The 20,497-nt window shown below is 56.9% G+C and carries 14 protein-coding genes; all 14 read right to left on the reverse strand.

Going from position 1 to position 20,497, the window contains the following annotated elements:
* The coding region (locus tag PSI15_RS11190) for a DUF6531 domain-containing protein (protein ID WP_273583610.1) at nt 1-2,070 on the reverse strand (2,070 nt) is incomplete at its 3' end.
* Between the two features lie 12 nt (nt 2,071-2,082).
* Nucleotides 2,083-2,439 (reverse strand): DUF4150 domain-containing protein, encoded by a 357-nt coding sequence (locus PSI15_RS11195; protein ID WP_273583611.1) that lies wholly within the window; start codon nt 2,437-2,439, stop codon nt 2,083-2,085.
* On the reverse strand, nt 2,432-3,652 hold the full coding sequence (locus tag PSI15_RS11200; protein WP_273583612.1) for a DUF2169 family type VI secretion system accessory protein: 1,221 nt from the start codon (nt 3,650-3,652) through the stop codon (nt 2,432-2,434). Before PSI15_RS11200 ends, PSI15_RS11195 begins: the two co-directional genes overlap by 8 nt.
* A gap of 13 nt (nt 3,653-3,665) precedes the next feature.
* Complete coding sequence (locus tag PSI15_RS11205) at nt 3,666-5,906, reverse strand: type VI secretion system Vgr family protein (protein WP_273583613.1); 2,241 nt, start codon at nt 5,904-5,906, stop codon at nt 3,666-3,668.
* A gap of 15 nt (nt 5,907-5,921) precedes the next feature.
* Entirely contained in the window at nt 5,922-7,274 is a 1,353-nt protein-coding gene (locus PSI15_RS11210; protein ID WP_273583614.1) for a VasL domain-containing protein, read from the reverse strand.
* Nucleotides 7,275-7,356: 82 nt separating this feature from the next.
* Complete coding sequence (gene tssM, locus PSI15_RS11215) at nt 7,357-10,965, reverse strand: type VI secretion system membrane subunit TssM (protein WP_273583615.1); 3,609 nt, start codon at nt 10,963-10,965, stop codon at nt 7,357-7,359.
* Complete coding sequence (gene tssA / locus PSI15_RS11220) at nt 10,962-12,410, reverse strand: type VI secretion system protein TssA (RefSeq protein ID WP_273583616.1); 1,449 nt, start codon at nt 12,408-12,410, stop codon at nt 10,962-10,964. The genes tssM and tssA overlap by 4 nt, the downstream gene beginning before the upstream one ends.
* Before the next feature lie 5 nt (nt 12,411-12,415).
* The gene (gene vasI, locus PSI15_RS11225) at nt 12,416-13,084 is read right to left on the reverse strand and encodes a type VI secretion system-associated protein VasI (protein WP_273583617.1); all 669 of its coding nucleotides are present in this window, start codon (nt 13,082-13,084) and stop codon (nt 12,416-12,418) included.
* Entirely contained in the window at nt 13,081-13,878 is a 798-nt protein-coding gene (locus PSI15_RS11230) for a Fis family transcriptional regulator (RefSeq protein ID WP_273583618.1), read from the reverse strand. The genes vasI and PSI15_RS11230 overlap by 4 nt, the downstream gene beginning before the upstream one ends.
* Nucleotides 13,878-16,526 (reverse strand): type VI secretion system ATPase TssH, encoded by a 2,649-nt coding sequence (gene tssH / locus PSI15_RS11235; RefSeq protein WP_273583619.1) that lies wholly within the window; start codon nt 16,524-16,526, stop codon nt 13,878-13,880. The genes PSI15_RS11230 and tssH overlap by 1 nt, the downstream gene beginning before the upstream one ends.
* A 9-nt stretch (nt 16,527-16,535) precedes the next feature.
* Nucleotides 16,536-17,306 (reverse strand): type IVB secretion system protein IcmH/DotU, encoded by a 771-nt coding sequence (gene icmH, locus PSI15_RS11240; RefSeq protein ID WP_273583620.1) that lies wholly within the window; start codon nt 17,304-17,306, stop codon nt 16,536-16,538.
* Between the two features lie 2 nt (nt 17,307-17,308).
* Entirely contained in the window at nt 17,309-18,661 is a 1,353-nt protein-coding gene (gene tssK, locus PSI15_RS11245) for a type VI secretion system baseplate subunit TssK (RefSeq protein ID WP_273583621.1), read from the reverse strand.
* A 2-nt stretch (nt 18,662-18,663) separates the two neighbouring features.
* Nucleotides 18,664-19,218, reverse strand: a complete 555-nt coding sequence (tssJ, locus tag PSI15_RS11250) for a type VI secretion system lipoprotein TssJ (protein WP_273583622.1) — start codon at nt 19,216-19,218, stop codon at nt 18,664-18,666.
* Nucleotides 19,202-20,497, reverse strand: a complete 1,296-nt coding sequence (tagH, locus tag PSI15_RS11255; RefSeq protein ID WP_273583623.1) for a type VI secretion system-associated FHA domain protein TagH — start codon at nt 20,495-20,497, stop codon at nt 19,202-19,204. Before tagH ends, tssJ begins: the two co-directional genes overlap by 17 nt.

A 20,497-nucleotide genomic window follows, 5' to 3' on the forward strand; every position in this document is an offset into this window, starting at 1 on the left:
GCGTTCGCCGGTCGGAAGCCAACTTTCAGTGAGCTGGCCGTGTTCGTCATAACCATAAGCAAAGGTGTCGCCCGTCGGCAGTTTCACTTCGGTCAGCGCCCCGTCAGGGTTGTAACCGAAAGTGGTTATCCCGCCAGCCGGATCGGCTTCCCAGAGGATTTGGCTATGGTGCCACTGGCGGCGGGTGATGCGCCCCAGCGGATCGACTTCACGGGTCACTAACCCATTATGATCGTAATGATGCCGGGTTTCGCCCCCTTCGGCATCCAGATAGGTGGTAATACGCGCCCGGTCATCATAGCGGAACCGATCATGCCAGTAACCGCTGGGAGAGGCCATACTGCTCACCCGGCCCCGGTCATCATAAGTGAGATGGAGATCGGTCTGGTCGGTATCGTGCCAGCGGGTCATGCGCCCCTGCGCATCATATTCATGCCACAGGTGGTGGTGCTGGAACGCGTCACACTCGCTCAGGTAGCCCTGCGGATCATACCGGCAGGTCAGCAGGCGTTGCTGAACGGCTTGTCCCGCGCGGGTCTCGTGCAGGTCGAGCGTATGCAGTTGTCCGTCCCGGTAATGCAGGCTTAAGCGCAGGCCGTCATTGCGGACGACTGCCGTCAGTTGCGACTGTTTATCGTAGATAAAATCAATCCGGTTTTGCCGCCGATCCGTGATGGCGGACAGTTTTTGCGTGGAGCCTGACGCCGGACTGAAATGGTAAGTCAACTGGGCGCGGCGGTCAGTCAGGCACAGTTCACCCGTCAGTTCCCCCGTCAGGACGCAATGGGGAATATGTTTATTACGGGCGAGTACCTGATTTTCCGGCGTACTGAAATCGTAAATGACGCCGTCGGTATCCGTAAACAAGACTTCACCGCTGCCGATAACCAACTGGCGTGACCAGTCATCCGCCCATTTTTCACCAAACAGGCCGCTTAACCTGGCGGCAGAACGATAGGTCCGGGTCAGGGTGATGGGTAACAGTCCGGGGATAACGATAACCGGCCAGACTTGCAGGAAGTCGCCGGTCGCCATATCGACCGGTTCACTTTTTGTACTACAGGTTCCCGTGCAGCTTCCCTCTTTGTTATTGGACGGCGTAGCATCATCCTTGGGCGTCTCTTTGGCGGGTTTGGCTTCCGGGGTGTCGCCAGACTGGCCCTTGACTTTGCCGCCGGCGGGCGGTTTGGCCTTTTTAGCTACCGCTTTCGCCCCCTGTTTGGCCAGCCCGCCAACCCCCGTTGCCAGGCTGGCGGCATCAAAAATCAGCGCCCCGCCTTGCTCCGCCTTATCCGTGATATCAAACCGGATGGCATCCACATGGCTCAGCTCCACCGCCTTATCGATACCTTTGTTTAAGGCATCCGCAGTGGCAAGCGCGGCATCACCCATTGTGTCAGCCCCCACGGTTTTCAATACCGTCCCGGAGGCGGACATCATTCTGGCAGGCGCACCCGCTCCCCCCCTGAAGAAGAGTTCCCCCACATCAGGCACCGTATTCCACGCCCCTTTGGCCGCACCGACGGCGGCCTTGCCCGGGTTATCCCAGGCGGCACTCAGTTTCTCCCCGGCTTCTTCCCCCCACTTTTGCACACCTTCCTTGGTTTCCTCCCACCATTCCCCCGCCTGCTCCAGCCAGCCTTTTTCCTGCGCCGTTTCTGCGGTCACCGCTGCATTGGCCTCCGCCGGCGGATTCGTGCCCTGCGGGGCCTGACCGACGATTTTACCCAACGTGTTGCCTTCACCGGTCGGGCTGTCATCACGGGCTTTGACGGGCAGGGCGTCATTGGGTTTGGGATGATTCTCTTCTTCTTTTTCCTCGTCCCATTCTTCCAGTGGAAACTCCCCACTTTTGAATTTTTCGATCACTTTAGCCGCAAGCCTGTCCTCAGCGTCGGTAATCAATTTAATATCATCCGATGTGAGCCGGTGATTACCCTGGGTCTCTTGCCGGATGAGGGCGGGTATATGTTCACGGATCGCTTCTGCGTCAGCCAAGGTACGGATATTGTAAGCCTCACAAAATATTTTTTCGTCACGGCCACCCGTAATACTGATATTGACTCCCATTGTCATTTTTCCTTATGCCCCGTTCATCCAAAATTCATCCCCGTGGCGCAACAGCAGCTTGTTGCCCGCCCGCACCGTTTGGGTATGCGTCTTCGGGTGACATTTGCCGCCCACGGTGCCGCTTTTCACCCCGTTGGCCACACCGGGCTGGTCGCCCATCGTCTGCGGCACAAAGCTCTGGGCGAACACCACCACCGGCTGGCCATTGGCCCGCACGGATTTCACCGGGACGTCACTGCCTGCCAGTTTCGCCATCACCGGGTAGGGAATGGGCGGGGTGGACGAGCCCATCGGGGTCTTGCACACATCGGGCAGCATGCCGACGAGCAGCCATTCACCCGCCGTGCGGGCGATATAATTATCAGCCATCTTTTTTCTCCTCTTCCCGTGGGGCCAATTTGAGCAGCGGGGCATCGGGGTCGATTTCAAACCGCGCTTCCGCCACCCGCACCGGCAGGCTGGTTTTAAAATTCAGCCGGCAGGTGAGGTGCACTGTCATCGCCTCGCTGTCGAGAATGAGCGTATCAAGGCGCATCGGCACCGGCAGCAGGGCACCGTTTTGCATCCGCAGCAAAATAAACGGCCGGTGCCCCGGCAGGGTGACGTGCAGGTGGCCGCCGGGGGTCAGGCCGCTTAACGTGAGGGCCATATCGGTGCCCGGCCAGTCAATCTGCTGGTCCGCCGGGGCACCGTTCCAGTAGCGGAAGTCGAAGTCTTTCGGCAGGTAAGGATGACGGTGGCTGAGCCAGTCATCATCATACGTGCCGGCGAGCTGGCGGCGCGGGGTCCACGCCCGGCCGACCAGGCCGAAACCTTGCGGCCGGCAGGCCGGGGTATCCGGCAATAAGGTGCCCGCCAGTTGGGCGGAAAAATGTTGCGCGGTAAAGGGTGCCTCCGGTGCGGTGATGCGCGGGGCCGGGCAGCGGTCAGGTTGTTTGGCGCTGGCATACCACGGCGTGACAAAGCCGATACCCAGCGGATTGGTGTCGCAGGCGGCATGGGCAACGGGGGCATTCTCTTCCCCGTCCGGGTGCTGCCGGCGCTGTTCTGGTGTCAGCCGGTCACGGTCGTTAAGGTGTTCACCCGCGTTATCCCCGGCCTGAATTTTGCATTCGCCCCCATAGGCATAACGATAATCCAGCGGCAGGGCCGTAAAGGGTTTGGGGGCCGTCAGTTGCCAGTGACCGCGGGGGTCACGGATAAATTCCCGTTCGCCGCTCACGGTCAGGGTTTTGTCGAGCAGGGTCTGGCCCTGCCTGCCTTGGACATGCAGCCGGACCGGAAACTCAGGACAGGGCCGGCCATCAGGCGCGTAAGCCGTGCCGTTAACGATAATGTCACAGCGCGGCTTAAACGGCGCAAGGTCACTCTCCTGCAAGACCGACGAGGCATTCATCCGCCCGCGGTATTCATCCTGCACACACAGGGGGGGCGCGGGCAGCAGTTCGGCGGTGCACTGCCCGGCCCGGTCCGGCAGTAGCTGATAGCCGATTTTCATCACCGCCACATGGTGTTCCACATCTTCAATATCCAGCATGGAGTAATTCATGACCGCAAACGGGGTCAGGTTACGAAATTCCATCTCAGGCCGCTCCTCAGTTCAGGTCAATGTCTTTGCCGGTGATTTGCACCGGGCCGCTGGCCTCAAACTTGAACTCGCTGCCCTGGAGGGTGATTTTGCCGCTGCTGTCCATGCGCAGGACGCTTGCGCCACATTGCAGTTCAATCACATCCCCGGCCTTGATGGACAGGCTATGGCCGACTATCACGGATTTGTGGACCCCCACTTCTTCCGTCTGGCTTAAGGTGACGGCGGTGTTCATCGCGCCCCCGACGGTCAGGACATAGGCGAGGCCGACCGTGTCGGTACGGGTCAGGTTAACCGTGGCTTTCTGGTGCCCCTTGACGGTGAGGGTCTGGTTTTTGTCCACGGTTTCCTGGTGGTTGGCCAGCACCTGCGTATCCCGGTTATTCAGCACCTTGGTGTACATGTCCTTCTGTGCGTGCAGAGACAGCTTTTCACTGCCCCTGGCATCCTCAAACAGCAGCTCGTTATAGCCCTCCCCCTTGTGGGTCTTGGAGCGCAGTGCCATCTGGGTTTTGCTGCCCGGCAGTTTGCCCGGCGGGATATTGCCGGCGTGGTAAGTCCGCCCCGTCACTATCGGCTGGTCGGGGTCACCGTGCAGGAAGTCCACCACCACTTCCTGACCGATACGCGGGATGGCCAGCATCCCCCAGCCCTGCCCCGCCCACGGCTGCGTCACCCGTATCCAGCAGGAGCTGTGGTCATCGCTCTTACCGTATCGGTCCCACGGGAACTGGAGGCGCACGCGACCGTACTGGTCACAGAAGATTTCTTCGCCGGCCGGCCCGACCACCCTGGCGATTTGCGGGCCATCCATCACCGGTTTGGGCAGCGGTGCCGGACGCCAGTGCTGGTTCTGGCGGATAAAACTGAACTGGCTGTGCAGCGTGGTACCGCTCTCACTGGTGGCCGTTTCCAGCGCACCGGGCTGGCGGCCGCTGTGGGTCGCGCTCACCACCTGCCATGACTGGTTCAGGTCCGGGCGCGGGTGGTTTATCAGGGTGAACAGTTTGCCCGGCTGGAGGGCAATGGCGTGGCCGCGGCCCTGCCCGGTCACCGCGTCGTTGCGCAGGGCTTCCAGCCGGTAACGGGTAAAGGCCTTGCCGTGGGCTTCGTCCTTAAACCGGCCGGGGTAGTCGTAGTGCTCGTAATAATTTTCCTGCAACTGCTCGTCCTTCATCTGCTGGCTGAATTCCGCCGGCCACGCCGGGTTCTTGAAGGTGTAATCTTTCAGCTCCACCTTGGCCGGGCGCACCTGCGCGCTGCTGGTGAAACTGGTCACCGACGGTTCCCCCGTGGTGCTGACATCCCCCGGCTGGTACGGCAGGATGAGGCCCGGCGGCACCGAGCCGGCGTCATCGGCAAACACCAGCGTGTTACGCCCGTTGCCGCACTCGAAGAAGTAGAAGATGCCCTCTTCCGCCGTCAGCCGTTGCAGGAAGGCAAAGTCGCTTTCCTGGTACTGGACGCAGAACTCCCGTGCCGGGTGCGGGTGGCGCAGGCTGAACACCACGTCACGGATACCGTGCTCTTTCAGAATGGTGGTGATAATGGCGGCAATGTCCTGCTGCTGGAAGATGCGCGAGTTCCGGCGCAGCGTGGTGCGCCATAAATCCGGGTAAATGGTCATCTGGTAGGTGGTCTGGTGCAGCCCGGTGTTGCCCTGTTCAAAACGCGCCACCATGCCGGTGAGGCTGCGCTGTTCCACCCCGTCCTGCAAAATGGTCAGGGTCGCCGCCCGGTCCAGCACCGCCGGAAAGTCGATGGCCGGGTCGGCACTGGCCAGCCCGACTTGCAGGCTGAACGGCCGGGAAAAGCCTTCCGTCAGGGCGAAGTCGGTGACCACAAAGGTCTGCGGCGGCAGGCTGCCCGCCGTCAGGGTAAACTGCAACCCGCTCGGGGCACTGAGGCCCAGCAACTGGCTGACCTGTTGCAGCGCCTTGGCCGCCCCACTCTGGCCGGCGGCGGCACGGGCGGCCAGCCCCTGCCCGCCGGTAAAGCCGCCGCCCGGCATTAAGTTTCCGGCCCCGGCAGCACCAGAGCCTAAGCCTGAGCCGCCGCCAATGCCACCGGCACCGCCCAGTCCCCCGGCAAAACCGCCGCCCGGAATGAGGCCTGCCGCGCCTGACAGGCCGCCGCCTACTTTGCCGGCCACCTGTTTCGCGGTCTGAATTGCGCCCTGTCCCTGCCGGACAAGGGCCTGTCCTTGCTTCAATTTATCGGTGTGCTTCTTTATCTTCTTGATTGACATGATAAGTCTCCCTGATTACTGCCCGCCGTCCGCGGGGGCGGCGGGTGCATGATGGTCGGTGGGGTGTTCGGTCGCCTGCCGCAGCCGGTCATAGCGGCCCAGCAGGGCGTTAAAGCGGTCATCGATGCCTTTGAGCAACACCGGCGGGGCGGCCTCCCCGTTCGCCGCATGGACGCTCAATCGGCGCAACAGTTCTTCCAGCGGCACCTCACTGCCGTGGCTGCGCTGGATGTCGTAGATGGCGGTTTTCAGGTAGGAGAGCGTGAAGCTGCCCCGTGTCCGCTCCTGCAACAAAATTTTGTCCGCCAGCTGCGTAAGCCGGTCGTGGGTGGTGTGCCAGCCGCCGGCCAGCGGTACGCTGTCAATCCGGGCGGTCATCGCCTGTTCCCACTGCCGGGTGGCCTGCCGCTGCACCGGCGAATCCGGCCAGTGCTGTGCCGCCGTCGCGGTCAGGGCGCGGGCGGCCTCCCAGGTCATCAACGGCGACGTCTCGGCCAGCCGCTCAAGCTGGCCGGCATAACGGTCCAGTTCAGGCCGGTCAAGCCACGCCAGCCGCGCCCCCGCCGGCTGGGCGGTGATGGCGTTAAGTTGGTGTTGCAGCGGCTTGTAGAACCCCAGCCAGCCGCCGACTAAAACCAGTCCCCCCAACAACGCACCGAGGCCAAATCCCTGCCAGGCACTGAGGCTTTTCGCCGGCGGTTCCGGGAACTGCACCCGCACCCGCGGCGGGTTATCGGCCTCCGGCGGCGGCGCCGGCGGCGGGGTGTCCGGTTCGGTGTCGGACTGGGACAAATACACCAGCGGCGGCATCTGCACCGGCACCGCCGGTTTGGCGGCCGGACGGGGTTTTTCCAGCTTTTTGGCCGCGTTCTGGAAGAACCACAGCAGGTTTTCCACCCGCGGCAGGCGTTTCAGGTCGGATTGCTGCAACCGGTCGACAATCAACTGGAGCGCCCGTTCGGCGCGGTAAATCAGCCGCAGGTCGCCGGCGGCAAAATCGAGCTGGCGCAGCACACTGCCGGTGCGGGTATGGAACCACTCCAGCAGGTCGGTACGCACCGCCGGCTGCGGCGGCCACAGGCTCTCCCATTCACTGACGATAACCCCCGCCAGCAGTTCACACCCTTCGGTGAACCCCGCCAGCCCGCCCAGCTGCATCCGCGCCAGGGTGTAGTAAATCGCGGTCTGTAAATCGACCCCGTTGGTTCTGAACAGCGTCAGGGACAACGATTCCACCAGTGGCCAGTTCACTTCCGGCTGAGCGGGGTGGCTGGTTTTGTTGATTTCATCGCGGATAACGGCAAATTCCGGCAGGTTCAGCGGACTGCCGCCCGCCCGGATGATGAGATTGTCAGGGTGAGCGCTCATACTCTCGCTTTTCTCCTTAAAAAAACCCCCTGCCCGAAGGCAGGGGGCGGGTTGACTGTCAGGACGGTCCCACGCCTTCCGCTCAATACAGGGTGTCCGGCAGTGTGAACTGGCTGAACAGCCCGCCGGCAAACGGGTTGTCGGATTCGTCCACGTAGACGCGGTAGGTCATGTCGCCGCCGTCCACGCTAAAGCGCACATCAAAGAAGCCCGGCTGGATGTCCGTCAGCGTGCCGCTGTTAATCAGCCGCAACTGCGCCCACGGGCCGCTGAAGCTGACCGCGCGCGGTGCCCGGTTGCTGTTGGCCGGCATCAGGGTCAGCTGGCTTTCGGTACCGGCGCGCATCGAGTTCGGCCAAATCAGGCGCGCCACGTTGCGCCGCCCGTGCGAGTAATCCACCAACTGGCCGTCGAGGTTGAGCAACGCCCGACGCTTGTTGCCGGTCAGGCTGACCGGTTCAATGGCGAACTGGGCGCCCAGCCCGTTTTGCGGGGTAAAGAAGGTGGTGCGGATGCGCTCCGCCACGGCCAATTGTTTCATCACATCCGGGCGGATCAGCGTCTTGCCGTCCGTGCCCATGGTCAGGTTATATTCTACAAACGGTTTCAGGCTCTGCTTGTAGAAGCTGTCCAGCGTGCCGTCCGGCCGGAAGAAGCGGTCAAACTCGCTCAGCGGCACTTCTTCGCTGGCCGCCGGGTTAAACGGATAGCGCCCCGCCAGATAGGTCCGGTACTGCTTGACCACCGTGTGGCTCCATTCCACTTCCAGTGACCGCACCGCTTCCATCATCACCACGCGCCAGGCCTGTTCCGCCAGATCCCCCACCCAGCGGTTCAGCGGCTCCGGCAGGGTTTTCGCCATCTGCTGCACTTCAAAAATCGCGTCACTGGTGTTTTTGTCCAGCCGCATCTGCACCGCCTGCAACGCCGCCTTGCCCGGCACCGGCGAGTTCTGGATCGCCAGCAGGTAACGGTGCAACGCCGTCAGTTTCTGGTAGACGCTGTGTAACGTACTGCCTTTGTCACCGCGTTCCACCAGCACGTCGGTTTCCTGCGCGAAGTCGTGGCTGATGCGGTTTAACAGCCGGTAGTCGTGCTGTTTCAACAACGCCGCTTTTTCTTTTTCGCCCAGGGTGCTGCCCGGCACCGGCGGCTGGGTGTTGTCGCCCAGAATTTGCAGCGCCCGCTTGATGGGCTGCTCCCCGCTGATCACCTGTTCGATGGCACTGATGGCGTGCGGCAAATCCTCAAAATCCCGCACTTCCAGGTTGTTCATCGCCGCCCGCCAGGTGGCGGTGTACTCGGACAGATACAGCTCATGGATATCGTTTAAGATCCGCTCCTGATCTTTGGCACTGTACTGGTCATGCGCCGCGGACGACCCCGTTCCGCCGGCGGTGTCCTGATTCGGCTTCGTGATATTGAGCACCCAACTGTCCATCTCGGTCAGTTTGGTCAGTTCATCTTTCTGCCGGACGAAGTAATCCGTCAGGCCAAGGCGGGTCAGCAACTGCGGGATCACCAGGCGTTTTTCATTGCTGGCCACAAACACATCGTCAAAGCTGGGGCCAATCTGGTCACGCAGGTTGAGCGGCGCCGGCAGGCTGTCCTGCGCCCGGATACGCAGGTTCTGGTACACCCGCTGCTTGACGGAAAGCGCTTTCAGTTCCTCCTGCGCCTGCCGGATCGGCTTGACAAACGGGGCAAAGTGGGCAATCGCCTCTTTGTCCCCGTTATCGCGCAGGGTCTTCCAGTCGGTCCGGTCGAGGGCGTAATCCAGGTGGGTCAGCAACGCCTCCTGCACATCCCGCTGGCCGTTGAAGGCCTGACTCCAGCGCGTGCGCATATACTGGGCGACCAGGCCGGGGTTGCGTTTGCTTTTATCTTCCATCATGCGCATCACCCGCAGGATTTCGAGTTTTTCCTCACTGCCGGCCGGCGCCTGCTTCAGGTCATCCAGCAGCCCCCGCATCAACGCCGGCAGGAAACGCTGCTCCAGCAGTTTCAGGTAGGTGCCTTCCACATACGGCCCGACCCCGCCGCCCTGATACAGCGCCATGTCGGTCAGGAAGGATTTGTTCTCGTGATAGTTGCCGTAAGCCAGCGTCGCATCCCGGATCGGGTTCAGCAGCGGCAACTGGAGGTTGCCGTCATGGTCATCCCCTTTCGGCGGCGGCACGGACAGGAAATTTTTCGCCTGCGCCAGCACTTCTTCCCCCGCCCGGTAGTTTTTCTGGTAGAAGTAATGCCAGCCGCCCCACATCGCCAGCATGACCACCGCACTAACCGTGGAGAAGGTGTACAACTGGCGGCGGTTGCGGCTCAGCCAGATGCGGTTCTCCGCCGCCAGGTTCGGTTCGGCCAGCAGGACCTCTTCGAACAGGGAATGGGTAAAGAACGGCAGGGTGTCGCCCGCCGGCCAGGTGGGGAACGCCTGCGCCCCCAGATGGTACTGCGCCGAGGCGGACTGGGTGAACAGGTCATCCATTTGTCCCACTTGGTGAGCCGAGGTCAGGTAGACGCCGCGCAGGGTGGGGCGGTGGTGTTCATCGTTATACAGGATATCGTCCAGCATCTGGGCGATGTAGCTGTGCAGCCCCTGGATCTGGCGGGTGAAACTGAACAGGGCGGCCCGCTGGTTGGCATCGACGTTGTTCAGCATCATGTCCGGCATCGCGGTATTCAGGTTGGCCATCCACTGTTTCCAGAACGCCTCCAGCTCACTGCGCCACGCTTTTTCATCGCGGTTGTTGAGGCTGAAGGTCACACCCAAAATCTGGTCGCGCAGTTGGCGATCCAGTGACTGGTACAAGGCTTCAAAGCCGTGCAGCAGGTCGATTTTGGTCATCACCAAATAGATCGGCAACTGGCTGTGGAAGGTCAGGCGAACGTCTTGCAGGCGCTGGTGGATTTCCCGCACATAACGTTCACGCTGTTCGCGGCTGTCGGTCATCAGGCGCAGGGTATCCACGGTCAGAATCAGGCCGTTGAGCGGCTGGCGCTGCCGGTTTTCCGCCAGCCAGTTCAGCAACGCTTCCCACAGGCGGCTGTGGATTTGGGGTTTGTCGCTGTTAAGCGGGACGGGCTGGTCAATCAACTGCCCGCGGGGATCGATGATCACCGCTTTTTCCCCCAACCAGCAGCGCAGCATCAGGGGAACGTCGCCATCCTGACGCAAATATTCGGGGGCCGCGATTTCAGACAGCTTCACCCCTTCCTTGATGAGTGAGGTCTTGCCGCTCTTCTGGCTGCCGATGACCATATACCACGGCCGTTCATACAGGTAGTTGTACGAATCCAGATGGCGTTGCAACTGGGATTTCCAGTGGTCGAGGTAGCGATCCTGATGTTCAATATCCACCCGGACCGGATCAAACACTTTCAGTTCAACGTCAAGGTTGAGTTTTTCCAGTGTCCGCAGGCGACGCCACGCTTTCATGCCGATCCAGCCCAATACCATCATCATAATGAGGGCGGTGGCCAGCCAGCGCGCCGCGAGGCTTTCCAACGGATAATCGTTGCGCAGTTTCCACTCCGGCCCCCACCACCAGACGGCAATCAGCAGCAGGCAGGGGATAAGCGCCAGAATCAGTGCCATCAGTGCCTTGAGGCGGGGCAGGGACTTAAACTTCGCCAAGGTCGGCAGGGCAGATTTCAAGGGTGCCAAAGAGGACAAAGAGGGCCATTTCATGGGTTAACACTCCTGTTTGAAGCCGTATCCTTGAGAGAAGACGGGAGTTTTTCAGCCAATTTTTCAGTCAATAACGCCAGCAGGCTGGGTTCCCATTGAGTCAGTTGCATGTGTTGTCCCGTGTGTAACAAATTCCGGTAATGCTGTTGGGCGAGCGCTGTCATGCCCGCTTCTTCAAGCAGTTGGGCATTGAGCAATTGGCCATAGCATTGATCCCGTGGCTCAGTTAACTGTTGTTGATGTGCTTCCAACATGGTCAGTGCCGCGGCCAATCCCTGCTGCTGGAAACATTGCCAGATAGCGGCCTGATCAGCAGTCAGAGAACCCTGACCCGTTGCCACGCCTTCCGGCGCAAGCCAGTCAAGGGTTTCAGGCGAAATAAACGGACTCATGTCAGAAAAACTTAAGGTTTTCAGCACCGGCAACCGATCCAGGAAGGTGTGTAGTTCATCACGTATGGCTTGCGCGACGTGCCCATAGCCCAATTGCAACGCCGTTTGTGCGGCAATGGCGTGACCATCGAGCCAGTAAGGCGCCAGTGTCAGGCTTTGCTCGATTTGTTGCAGCAATTTGTTGTCTGCCGTCGGCAATCTCGCCAAATAGTCAGCGGTACGATCGGCGGAAGCCGGTGCCAACGGGGTTTTGCCCGTCGCGTTCGCCATCGGTGCCGCCGTGATGGTGTGCCAGACCGCGTGACGGCGCAGGGAATAACCTATCGGTGATTCGGGATGCCGTTCACACAGCAAATCGGCGACGGTCATCAACGTCTGCTTCCACGCTTTATCGCTCGAACTGTTGACGTCAACTTTTGGCATCGGTGTCACTTCATCGCCCTGTGGCGCTTGCGTCATGGGGTCGGCTGTCGATGCCGCGGCTGGAACCGGCTTTGTTTCCACCGGTACAGCTTCTGGCTGACGGTTATAGCGAATGCGCAGTTGGTCTACGTCATTGGCCAGTTCGCCTTCATCGGCATGCCAGCATTGGGCGAGATGTGCCAATGCCCCTTGTGCCTCATCCCGTTCACCTTTGCTCGCCCGTTCAATAAAACTGCCTTGGGCAGCGTCAAAACGCTTGAGGACTTGCTGTGCCAACCGACGTTTTAACTGGGGTTTGGTCGGCCAACCTTTTTCCCAGTAGTTTTTGACATAATCGGCCAACAGTTCCATGGCGAGGATCAATTCAGCCGCGTTACCGGCATGTTGCAAAGTACGCAGCAGGTGAACCACCAGCCGGAAGTCTTTGCTGTTTTCTCTCAACAATTGCAATGACTGACGCTGGATCGCGTCAACATCCAGCGAGCCATGTGACAGTGAACCAAATTTCATCATTTCGCTGTCAATGTATTCCCAGGTGGGATCGTTATCTGCCAGTCCCTTGCCAATCTGTTCGTCGGACAGAGGTGCCAGCAGGGAGCCGAACCAGTCGAATTGTGTTCTGATGTCCATGTCGATTACCAACGGCAGGCAGCGCGTAATGGCTTCGCGGCCTGCTCCAACAGAGAAATGTTAAAGGTGACCTGACTGCCATTACTGCCCGTCACGCTCATCCGGTCGCTGTTCATCAGGCGCTTGATTTCTTCAATGCCCGGCAAGCCACGGCTGGATTCCCACAAGTAACCGTGTTCCCGCACGAACCATTCCGTCCGGTACTCGGTTCTGTCGGTGGTCACGGTGACCACCCCTGAATCCACGGGCTTAGGCAGTGCCACCTGTAAGCGGGTGATACTGTCAATACAACTCAGCATTAATACCGGGCGCGGCGGTGGTACGCCCAGTGCGGGCGTGGTCAGGATAACGGGGGACGCCCCATTCTCGCCCTGCGTGACCATGAAGCTGGTCGAGTAGTCGGTGCGTTTCATCTCCTGCTCCATCGCCTGCCGCCATAAAGGCCCCATATTTTCGATAGGAATGTATACCGTTTTGAACTTGAGGTTATTCAACGCACGGTCATAGCAGGCCAGCCGGATCAGGGGCGACGGCTCAAAACGGCATTTATGCAGTTCATCTAAATTTTGCTCTTCCTTTACCGTGCCCCCTTCCTGAGCTTCGACCCGCTCCGCCAGTGTGGGATCGCCTGCCAATGACGCAAGCAATGAACTGATAATTAAAACAATATTCATAATCTACACCCGTATTTAGCCAGTTTGTAAACCAACGTCCGCTGGGCAATACCCAGACTTTGGGCAATCAATCGGGTGTCGTTACCCAACTGACGCTGACGTTGAACCAACACGGCGCTTTCAAATTCTTCTATGGCCTTTGGCAGATTATCGATATGACTGTAATCCACGGAGATACGGCTGACGGCCGCCGGGTTTTTCGACTCACTCAGGGAAGCCAGCAGTTCATCCAGTTGTTTTTCTTTTTGGCGTTGAACCTGAAATACCTGACGGATTTGGCGTAACTGTCCGCGCAGTTGTTCGAGTTCCTGCAATTTTTTCAGGCGATACTGCATGACGTGGCAATAGATACCGAACATGTTTTCATTGTTGATGAAATGCTGGACATGTTCGGCAAAGATGACGATCACACCGCAAGACTGTTCATTGCAGTCAAACAGGGGGATGCCATATAACCCACAGTTATGCGGCAGTTCTGCAACAAACGTGCGGAAGTGAGGATCATCAATGCGTGCCCCGTGATTCAGGGAATCCCAAACAATGGGGGTTCCCTTGCGTAATACCTGTATCAATGGGTTATTGACGTCATCAATATCCACTTGCAACCGGCGTGAACTGGTGTGCTGTGGCTCCGGCAAGTTGTAGCATTCCAACCTGTTCTCGTTAATATTCAGCAGGAAAACCAACAGGGCATCAAAACGCGCGCTATGGCTGACCTGCAAAAAATGGTTAACCAGTTGTTCTATAGTGTCATTTTCCAATAACGCTAACGCGCTTTTCAGCCGCTGTTTCATTATTCTGCCTCCTCAACCTCTGCATGGAATTCGTGTTCAGCCACGCTTAAACGAATAGCCTTGATAGGTGTACCCGCCGCCATTTTCTGCAACAACAGCAGGGAAACCGGTGGTAGCAGGGCACCATCGATGATGGACTCCAACATACGGGCACCATTTTCCGCACGGGTCGCGCGTTGCAGGATCTCTTCGGATACGTCGTCGCTGATGGTGACTTCTGCGTTGAAACGTTGCGTCAGCAGGGTATCCAGTCGAGCCAGTTTGCCCTGAATGATGGTTTTCAGGGTTTCATGACCCAACGGCAGGTAAGGGATCACTTCCATGCGCGCCAACAGGGCGGGTTTGAAGAATGCGGCCAATTCTGGGTAAAGCAGGTCGTTGATCTGCTCTGGCTGCCCAGCGTTGTCGACGATGGTTTGATAGCCCAGGTTCGACGTCAGGAAGAACACAACGTTTTTACAGTCGATAATGCGTCCTTCTCCATCCGCCAGCTCCCCTTTGTCGAACGCCTGATAGAACAAGTTCAGGACGTCAGGGTGAGCTTTTTCCACTTCATCCAACAAAACAACGGAATACGGTTTCTGGCGAATGGCTTCAGTCAGGACACCACCTTCACCGTATCCCACATAACCCGGAGGTGAACCAATCAGACGCGAAACGGTGTGTTTCTCCTGAAACTCGGACATGTTGATGGTGGTGAGGTATTGGCGGCCACCAAACATCAATTCTGCAATTTGCAAGACGGTTTCCGTTTTGCCGACACCACTTGGCCCGACCAACAGGAATGCCCCAAGCGGACGCCCCGGACGGCGCAAATCTGCCCGCGCGGTCAATAAGTGTTTGTGCAGGCACTGGATCGCCATTTCCTGCCCTTTGATGCTTTGCCCCAAGTGGGTTGGCAGTTCGGTGACGATGGACAGTTCGCTTTGTGACAAGCGGTTTAATGGCACGCCAGTCCACTCAGCAATCACCGCAGCAATTTGGGTTTTGTCCACATGCGGGGAGACCAGGGTTTGTTTCTGCTGGAGTTCAGCCAGTTGTGCATTAAGTTCGGCCAGTTTCTCAATCAGAGATTGTTCATCGTCAGCAATGGCTTCATTTGCTTTTTCAGCCAGTTCAGCGTCAACGAGCACATCGTCAGACAGCAATTGGCTGCGCAGTTCGATGATCTGTTTCACCAATTCCTGCTGTTGTTGCCAGTGGCTTTCCAGTTCAACCAGTTGTGCCTGAATCTCTTTCTGTTGATTTTGCAAGTCGCCCAGGCGGTCAACATGGACGTTCAGCCCCATGCGTTGCTCTCTCTCCAGCACATCGATTTCCATCTGCATCTGGTGCAGTTCGGTCGTCAACGAGGCGATCTGACGCGGCGGTGAAGTCAGGTTGATGGCAACACGGGCACAGGCGGTATCCAGCACATCAATGGCCTTATCTGGCAGTTGACGGCCGGAAAGATAACGGTCACTCAATACCGCAGAGGCTTTCAGGGCTTCATCATCAATCAGTACACCGTGTGCTTGCTCGTAAATGGCACGCAAGCCACGCATAATGATGGTCGCTTCCTCCGCGGTTGGCTCCGAAACTTTCACCAACTGGAAACGACGGGACAGCGCGGCGTCTTTCTCGAAATACTTTTTGTACTCGCTCCATGTCGTGGCGGCGATGGTTTTCAGTTCACCGCGTGCCAGAGCCGGTTTCAGCAGGTTGGAGATATCCAAACCGCCCGCTTGGTTGCCTGCGCCGATCAGAGTATGGGCTTCATCAATAAACAGGATGATGGGTTTTGGCGATTGGCTAATTTCGGCCATGATGCCTTTGAAACGTTTTTCAAATTCACCTTTCACCGCGGCTCCCGCCTGCAATGCCCCCAGATCCAGTGTCATCAGTTCGCTGTTACGCAATTTATCCGGTACGCGATCGTGAATAATGCGCAGTGCCAGACCTTCAATCAGGGCACTTTTACCGACACCCGCCTCGCCAACAACGATGGGGTTGTTTTTGCGGCGACGGCACAGAATATCGATCATCAGGTCGATTTCGTTATCGCGGCACAAAACCGGATCCAGCTTGCCCTGACGCGCTTGCTCAGTCATGTTCTGGGTAAAGCGTGCCAGCAGGCTATCACTGTTTGCCGGATGCACACCTTGCCCCTCTTTATCACTGGCAGCAAAAGGCTGCTCAGCCGAGCCATTCGTCCATTCAGCAAAGTTTTGGCGTAATAATTCGCGGTTGATACCTGCCAGCAAACGTGCCGTTTGTGGTGCCAGATAACGCAGTGGGCTGAACAGCAACGCAATCAGCAGCACGCCGCTGCGCAGTTCCGTCTGTTGCATCTCGGTGGAAGCCAGCAGCCAGCTATCCTGCAACCACTCCACCAGCATGGGGGAAAAATTGGGGTAAGACTGCACCAGCGATTGATGGTGTGTCATGACCTGATCAAGTTGTTCTTTCAACAGATCTTTATCGATATCGGCTTTATTCAGGATGAGTCGCACATCACTGAGTGGCGTATCGATCATTTGCAGCAATAGCTGTGCAACCGTGATTTCAGGTTGTTGCTGACTGACACAAGATGCCGCCGCGGCTTCCAGTGCATGGCGTGTCATCGGGTTTAAACGATTTACAAGGGTTGGCAAATCAATCTGGATCATGGCGACGTCCTATCTCAATAAGTTACTTAGCTGCTTTAATATGTCTTGGGTTTGATCACCGAGGCGAATGGCATAAAAGCTGTAAATCGCCACCAGCAATCCCACGCTAATGCAGAACAGGTGCTTGATCGTCCATCGTCTGCTCAGGCGATAACGCGCATTGCTCTCGTTGACGTTGATATACAGCGTGGTCGGCGGCGTATCCCCGCGCAGTGAGTGAAGCTGTTGCTGCAAGCGGCGGAACAGGCGCTCAAAGTCATCACTTTTCTGGGTGCTGACTTTGTAACGGCCGCGATACCCCAGACAGAGGCAGAGGTAAATAAACTCCAGCAGATGCTGGTAGCGCTGTGCCTCTCCCATCAAACGTTCAAGCAATACGAAGACCTTTTCACCTCCCCAAGTTTCATTGTGGAAGTGCACCAACAGTGATTGTTTCAACCAACCATTTTGGCTGTTCCAGCCGTGCCCCAACGCGGTTTCATCAATGAAGGTGCACAGTACGTAACGGAATGAAACAATCGCGCCTGGCTCATAACCCTTGGTTTGCAGATACTGCTCAATGGCACGAATGTCAGTCACAACCTGTTGGTAAAGTTTGTCTGGCAGTGCCTGATCCGTCATGTCCTGCAAACGCAAAACCATCCCCAGCAAGGGAGTGGCGGCATCGATCATTGGGTTGAGGCTTTCACCACGCAACGGTAGCTGATACTGGCGCTGAAACGTTTTCAGCGTTTCAGACTGTTTTTCCAGTGACGGACTGTCAACATTGATATCACTCATGATTATTCCTTACCGCCCCTGATAGCCCAGAGCTGCATATCTAAATCAGGGAAATCCCCAGATACGTGGAACGCGATGGAATTTCCTTGCTGGATCTCTTTCCATGCCGGACTCTTCTGATCCAGACGGAAATAGGTATATCCAGAGTGATACGGCAACTGGCGAGGGGCAGCGGACAGAGCAACCAGCGGTACGCCCGGCAGCTGAACGCTGACCAGATCGCGGATTTTTTCCATCGATGTCACTTTAGTTTGCTGGACGAATTGACGACGCAGCTGCTCCTGCGGGGTGCTGGCGCTGATTGCCAGTACGAATTCGGCTTTGCGCAGCAGATCGTTGTCGTGGAGCGTTGCTACACGAATACCACCTTCGTTCTGTTTGAGCGCAATCGAGGTGGCACGCGGCGTCAGAACCACGTTCAGCGCATCACGAATGGCATGCATCACATCCTGAAAGGTATCGGTCAGGTTATTGTGGTCATACGCCAATAAATTGCCCGGCAGACGGCTCGCATCCGTGAAGGTTCTCAATTCACCACACGTCTGGAGTAGCTCGGTATATAAATACAGTGGGTGCAGAACGGTTTGTTTTGCATAATGGTTGAACAACGGCTGAACACGGTTGAGCAATTGCAGCATCATAAATTCAGCCACATCCGCCACCCCTTGCTGACCCGGCGAACCAATGCGTTTAGCCAGTGTTCTTGAACGTTCTGTCAGCAGGCCATCAATTTCCACCATGAAGCGCTTGAGTTTGTCGGCCACGAAAATGGATAAACATGTCGGGATAAATTCGTTATCCAGCACAATGTTGCCATCTTTTTGCTTTTCTTTGATGCGGCACAGTGGAATGGCCGTGTAAGCACTCATGTCCTCAGAACCTTGCATCAAAACGGGGGTCAGTTGAGCCAGCTGAAAGATTGCGGAATCACCACCTTTGGTATGCAGGTCACGGATATTCGTCGATAGTTCCCGGTAACGCACCGCACTTTGTGTCTGTGCACCCTGATCAGCAATTTCCTTGATAGTATCGCTGCACATCGGCAACGCCAGATAAATCTCTTTACTTTTCAGATCATTGGTATTTTCGATATCCAACGGTTTTGGCAGCAAATCCTGGCTAGGCGCTGAAAAAACCGTGCCATCCGGCATGATGCCGCTGGCTTCGGTGATCCCGATACGCCCCAGTTTGAGTAAATCATCATTGATGCTCAGGGAGCTGAAACCGTGGGCATAAGGTGTCAATACTGAAACCAGGCTATGTGCCAGATAATCAATGTGTTTTTGTTGTTGCTGAAAATGTTGTGGTTTGATGAATAACCCTTCTTGCCAAATCACCCGATTTTTACCTGGCATGATTACTCCTCCTCTTTTCTAAGTTCGACGTCGTGATTTCTGACATGCACCAAGATGTGGTAATGGCGGCCGATGTCTTTTACCCGGATGATCTTTTTCCATTCAGATTGATTTGCATCTGCATAGTGAACGATGACACCGATGTAACGGTTTTTCTTTTCCAATGTAATCCGTTCCAGAGGCTTGTATTGCCCCGGCAACAGGGTGTAATCCTGATGATCGATGTAGTTTTTCCCCAGCGCCTTTTCGAGTTTGTCGCTTTCAAACTGGTCATAATCCGCGGCCAGAAAACGAGAGTCCTCACTGAGATAAACTAAATTCATTTCAATAGGAGCCGCTTCACCGCTTTCATTGGGATTGATGTCGGGTTCGGCCAGTAAGGTAATGTTGGCAACAGAGGCCTGTTCATCGGGTTGACCTACCGGTGTGGAAGGATCCCAAATGACCTGGCCCACTTTTTTTGTTGCGTTCCATGCACTGCTACAGCCATTTAGCAACATCACTGACAGCAATAAAATCCCTACAGCCCATAGACGGCGACTAGCGGAATGTGTCATTGCTGGATTCCTCCAGACCCTGACGCAATGCGCGGTCATAAGCCTGCTCATATACCTCGCGGAATAATTTTTCGAATCCTTGCTGGCGGCTGGACGCTAATTCACGGTAATAGTTGGTGTACATTTCCCACGCCCAGGAAGCATCTTTATTCCTGACTTCGTTGCTACGACGGTAATGTGAGAAACGACGAAGCAGTTGCTCTGGCGAAAAGGCATCCAGCATGGTGTCCAGCGCAGCAGAAATGGCAACGCGGTTGGCCTGATAGTGCAATTGCAAGTTTTGCAGGCTTTCCGCGACCGCAGCCGGCGCAGAAAGATGAACCGGGCTTTTCTGATCAGAGAACATCACCTGCATGGTGGTGTCATAATCCATATTCAGACGCAGCGGGTTATCTTCAATCGGCCGGAGCTGCTTATCACGCAATCCATGTTGTTCACGCTGGAGCGCCAATAAACCCTCGATGGCGGCTTTCATGGTTTTGCCCATCTCTTGTAAGAAATCATTCGCCTGCTGGCTGTCATGCAGGGGCAAACGCGCTTCCAGCCCGCGCATAAGCGGGGTAATGGCGACATGATCCACATCCATATCTTCGTACTGCCGATCGGAAGCGATATCCGGTAAATCCAGGAACTCCTGATCCATAACACTGCCTCGGTTATCAGAAATAGGGTTAGCAAATGGGGGGGATTGATAATGATCCGGCGGCAAAAGTTGCTCCGTATCATCGGCCTCAACCTGAGGTTTCAACGTGGTCAGGCTCTCGCTATCCAGTACCCGCAGTGGATCATCACTGAAACGGTGCATAACGGTTGGCGCAATGCTTTCATCGTGGGCAAACACAGATTTTTGTGCGGGAATGCCTTCCATCATGGCATCCAGCGGATTGCTGTGGCTGGAAACCAGCGAGTCAGGTGATATTGTTGACGGATCAACACGATCTGTCTCAGATAAACTGATGTGGACCTTGATCGACAAATTGCCGACCTTGATTTGATCGCCTTGTTGTAACAGGATCAAACCCGACTCCGGTGCCAAAGTGGCATTATTGATTTGTGCGGATTCAGCAAGCATTTGCAGACAAAATGCCCCATCCTGCCACTTAATGGCGAATTGTGACGGGCAGACATTGCCCTGCTGATCCTGCACAGACCAAAGGTGACTTTCACTGCTGCCGACCGTACCGCCTTGGGTCGAAAACTGGCAATTAGCGGATTTACCACTTTCTAGCTGTTCACTATTCAGAACCCGCAGTGAAAGGATGGGTTGATGTTTTTCCAT

Origin of the sequence: Xenorhabdus sp. PR6a (assembly GCF_028599065.1) — a bacterium.
GTDB lineage: Bacteria > Pseudomonadota > Gammaproteobacteria > Enterobacterales > Enterobacteriaceae > Xenorhabdus > Xenorhabdus doucetiae.

Excerpts from the sequence above, each read along its gene's own strand:
- PSI15_RS11195 (WP_273583611.1), bottom strand. The coding sequence starts at position 2,439 with ATGGCTGATAATTATATCGCCCGCACGGCGGGTGAATGGCTGCTCGTC.
- PSI15_RS11200 (WP_273583612.1), bottom strand. The coding sequence starts at position 3,652 with ATGGAATTTCGTAACCTGACCCCGTTTGCGGTCATGAATTACTCCATG.
- PSI15_RS11205 (WP_273583613.1), bottom strand. The coding sequence starts at position 5,906 with ATGTCAATCAAGAAGATAAAGAAGCACACCGATAAATTGAAGCAAGGA.
- PSI15_RS11210 (WP_273583614.1), bottom strand. The coding sequence starts at position 7,274 with ATGAGCGCTCACCCTGACAATCTCATCATCCGGGCGGGCGGCAGTCCG.
- tssM (WP_273583615.1), bottom strand. The coding sequence starts at position 10,965 with ATGAAATGGCCCTCTTTGTCCTCTTTGGCACCCTTGAAATCTGCCCTG.
- tssA (WP_273583616.1), bottom strand. The coding sequence starts at position 12,410 with ATGGACATCAGAACACAATTCGACTGGTTCGGCTCCCTGCTGGCACCT.
- vasI (WP_273583617.1), bottom strand. The coding sequence starts at position 13,084 with ATGAATATTGTTTTAATTATCAGTTCATTGCTTGCGTCATTGGCAGGC.
- PSI15_RS11230 (WP_273583618.1), bottom strand. The coding sequence starts at position 13,878 with ATGAAACAGCGGCTGAAAAGCGCGTTAGCGTTATTGGAAAATGACACT.
- tssH (WP_273583619.1), bottom strand. The coding sequence starts at position 16,526 with ATGATCCAGATTGATTTGCCAACCCTTGTAAATCGTTTAAACCCGATG.
- icmH (WP_273583620.1), bottom strand. The coding sequence starts at position 17,306 with ATGAGTGATATCAATGTTGACAGTCCGTCACTGGAAAAACAGTCTGAA.
- tssK (WP_273583621.1), bottom strand. The coding sequence starts at position 18,661 with ATGCCAGGTAAAAATCGGGTGATTTGGCAAGAAGGGTTATTCATCAAA.
- tssJ (WP_273583622.1), bottom strand. The coding sequence starts at position 19,218 with ATGACACATTCCGCTAGTCGCCGTCTATGGGCTGTAGGGATTTTATTG.
- tagH (WP_273583623.1), bottom strand. The coding sequence starts at position 20,497 with ATGGAAAAACATCAACCCATCCTTTCACTGCGGGTTCTGAATAGTGAA.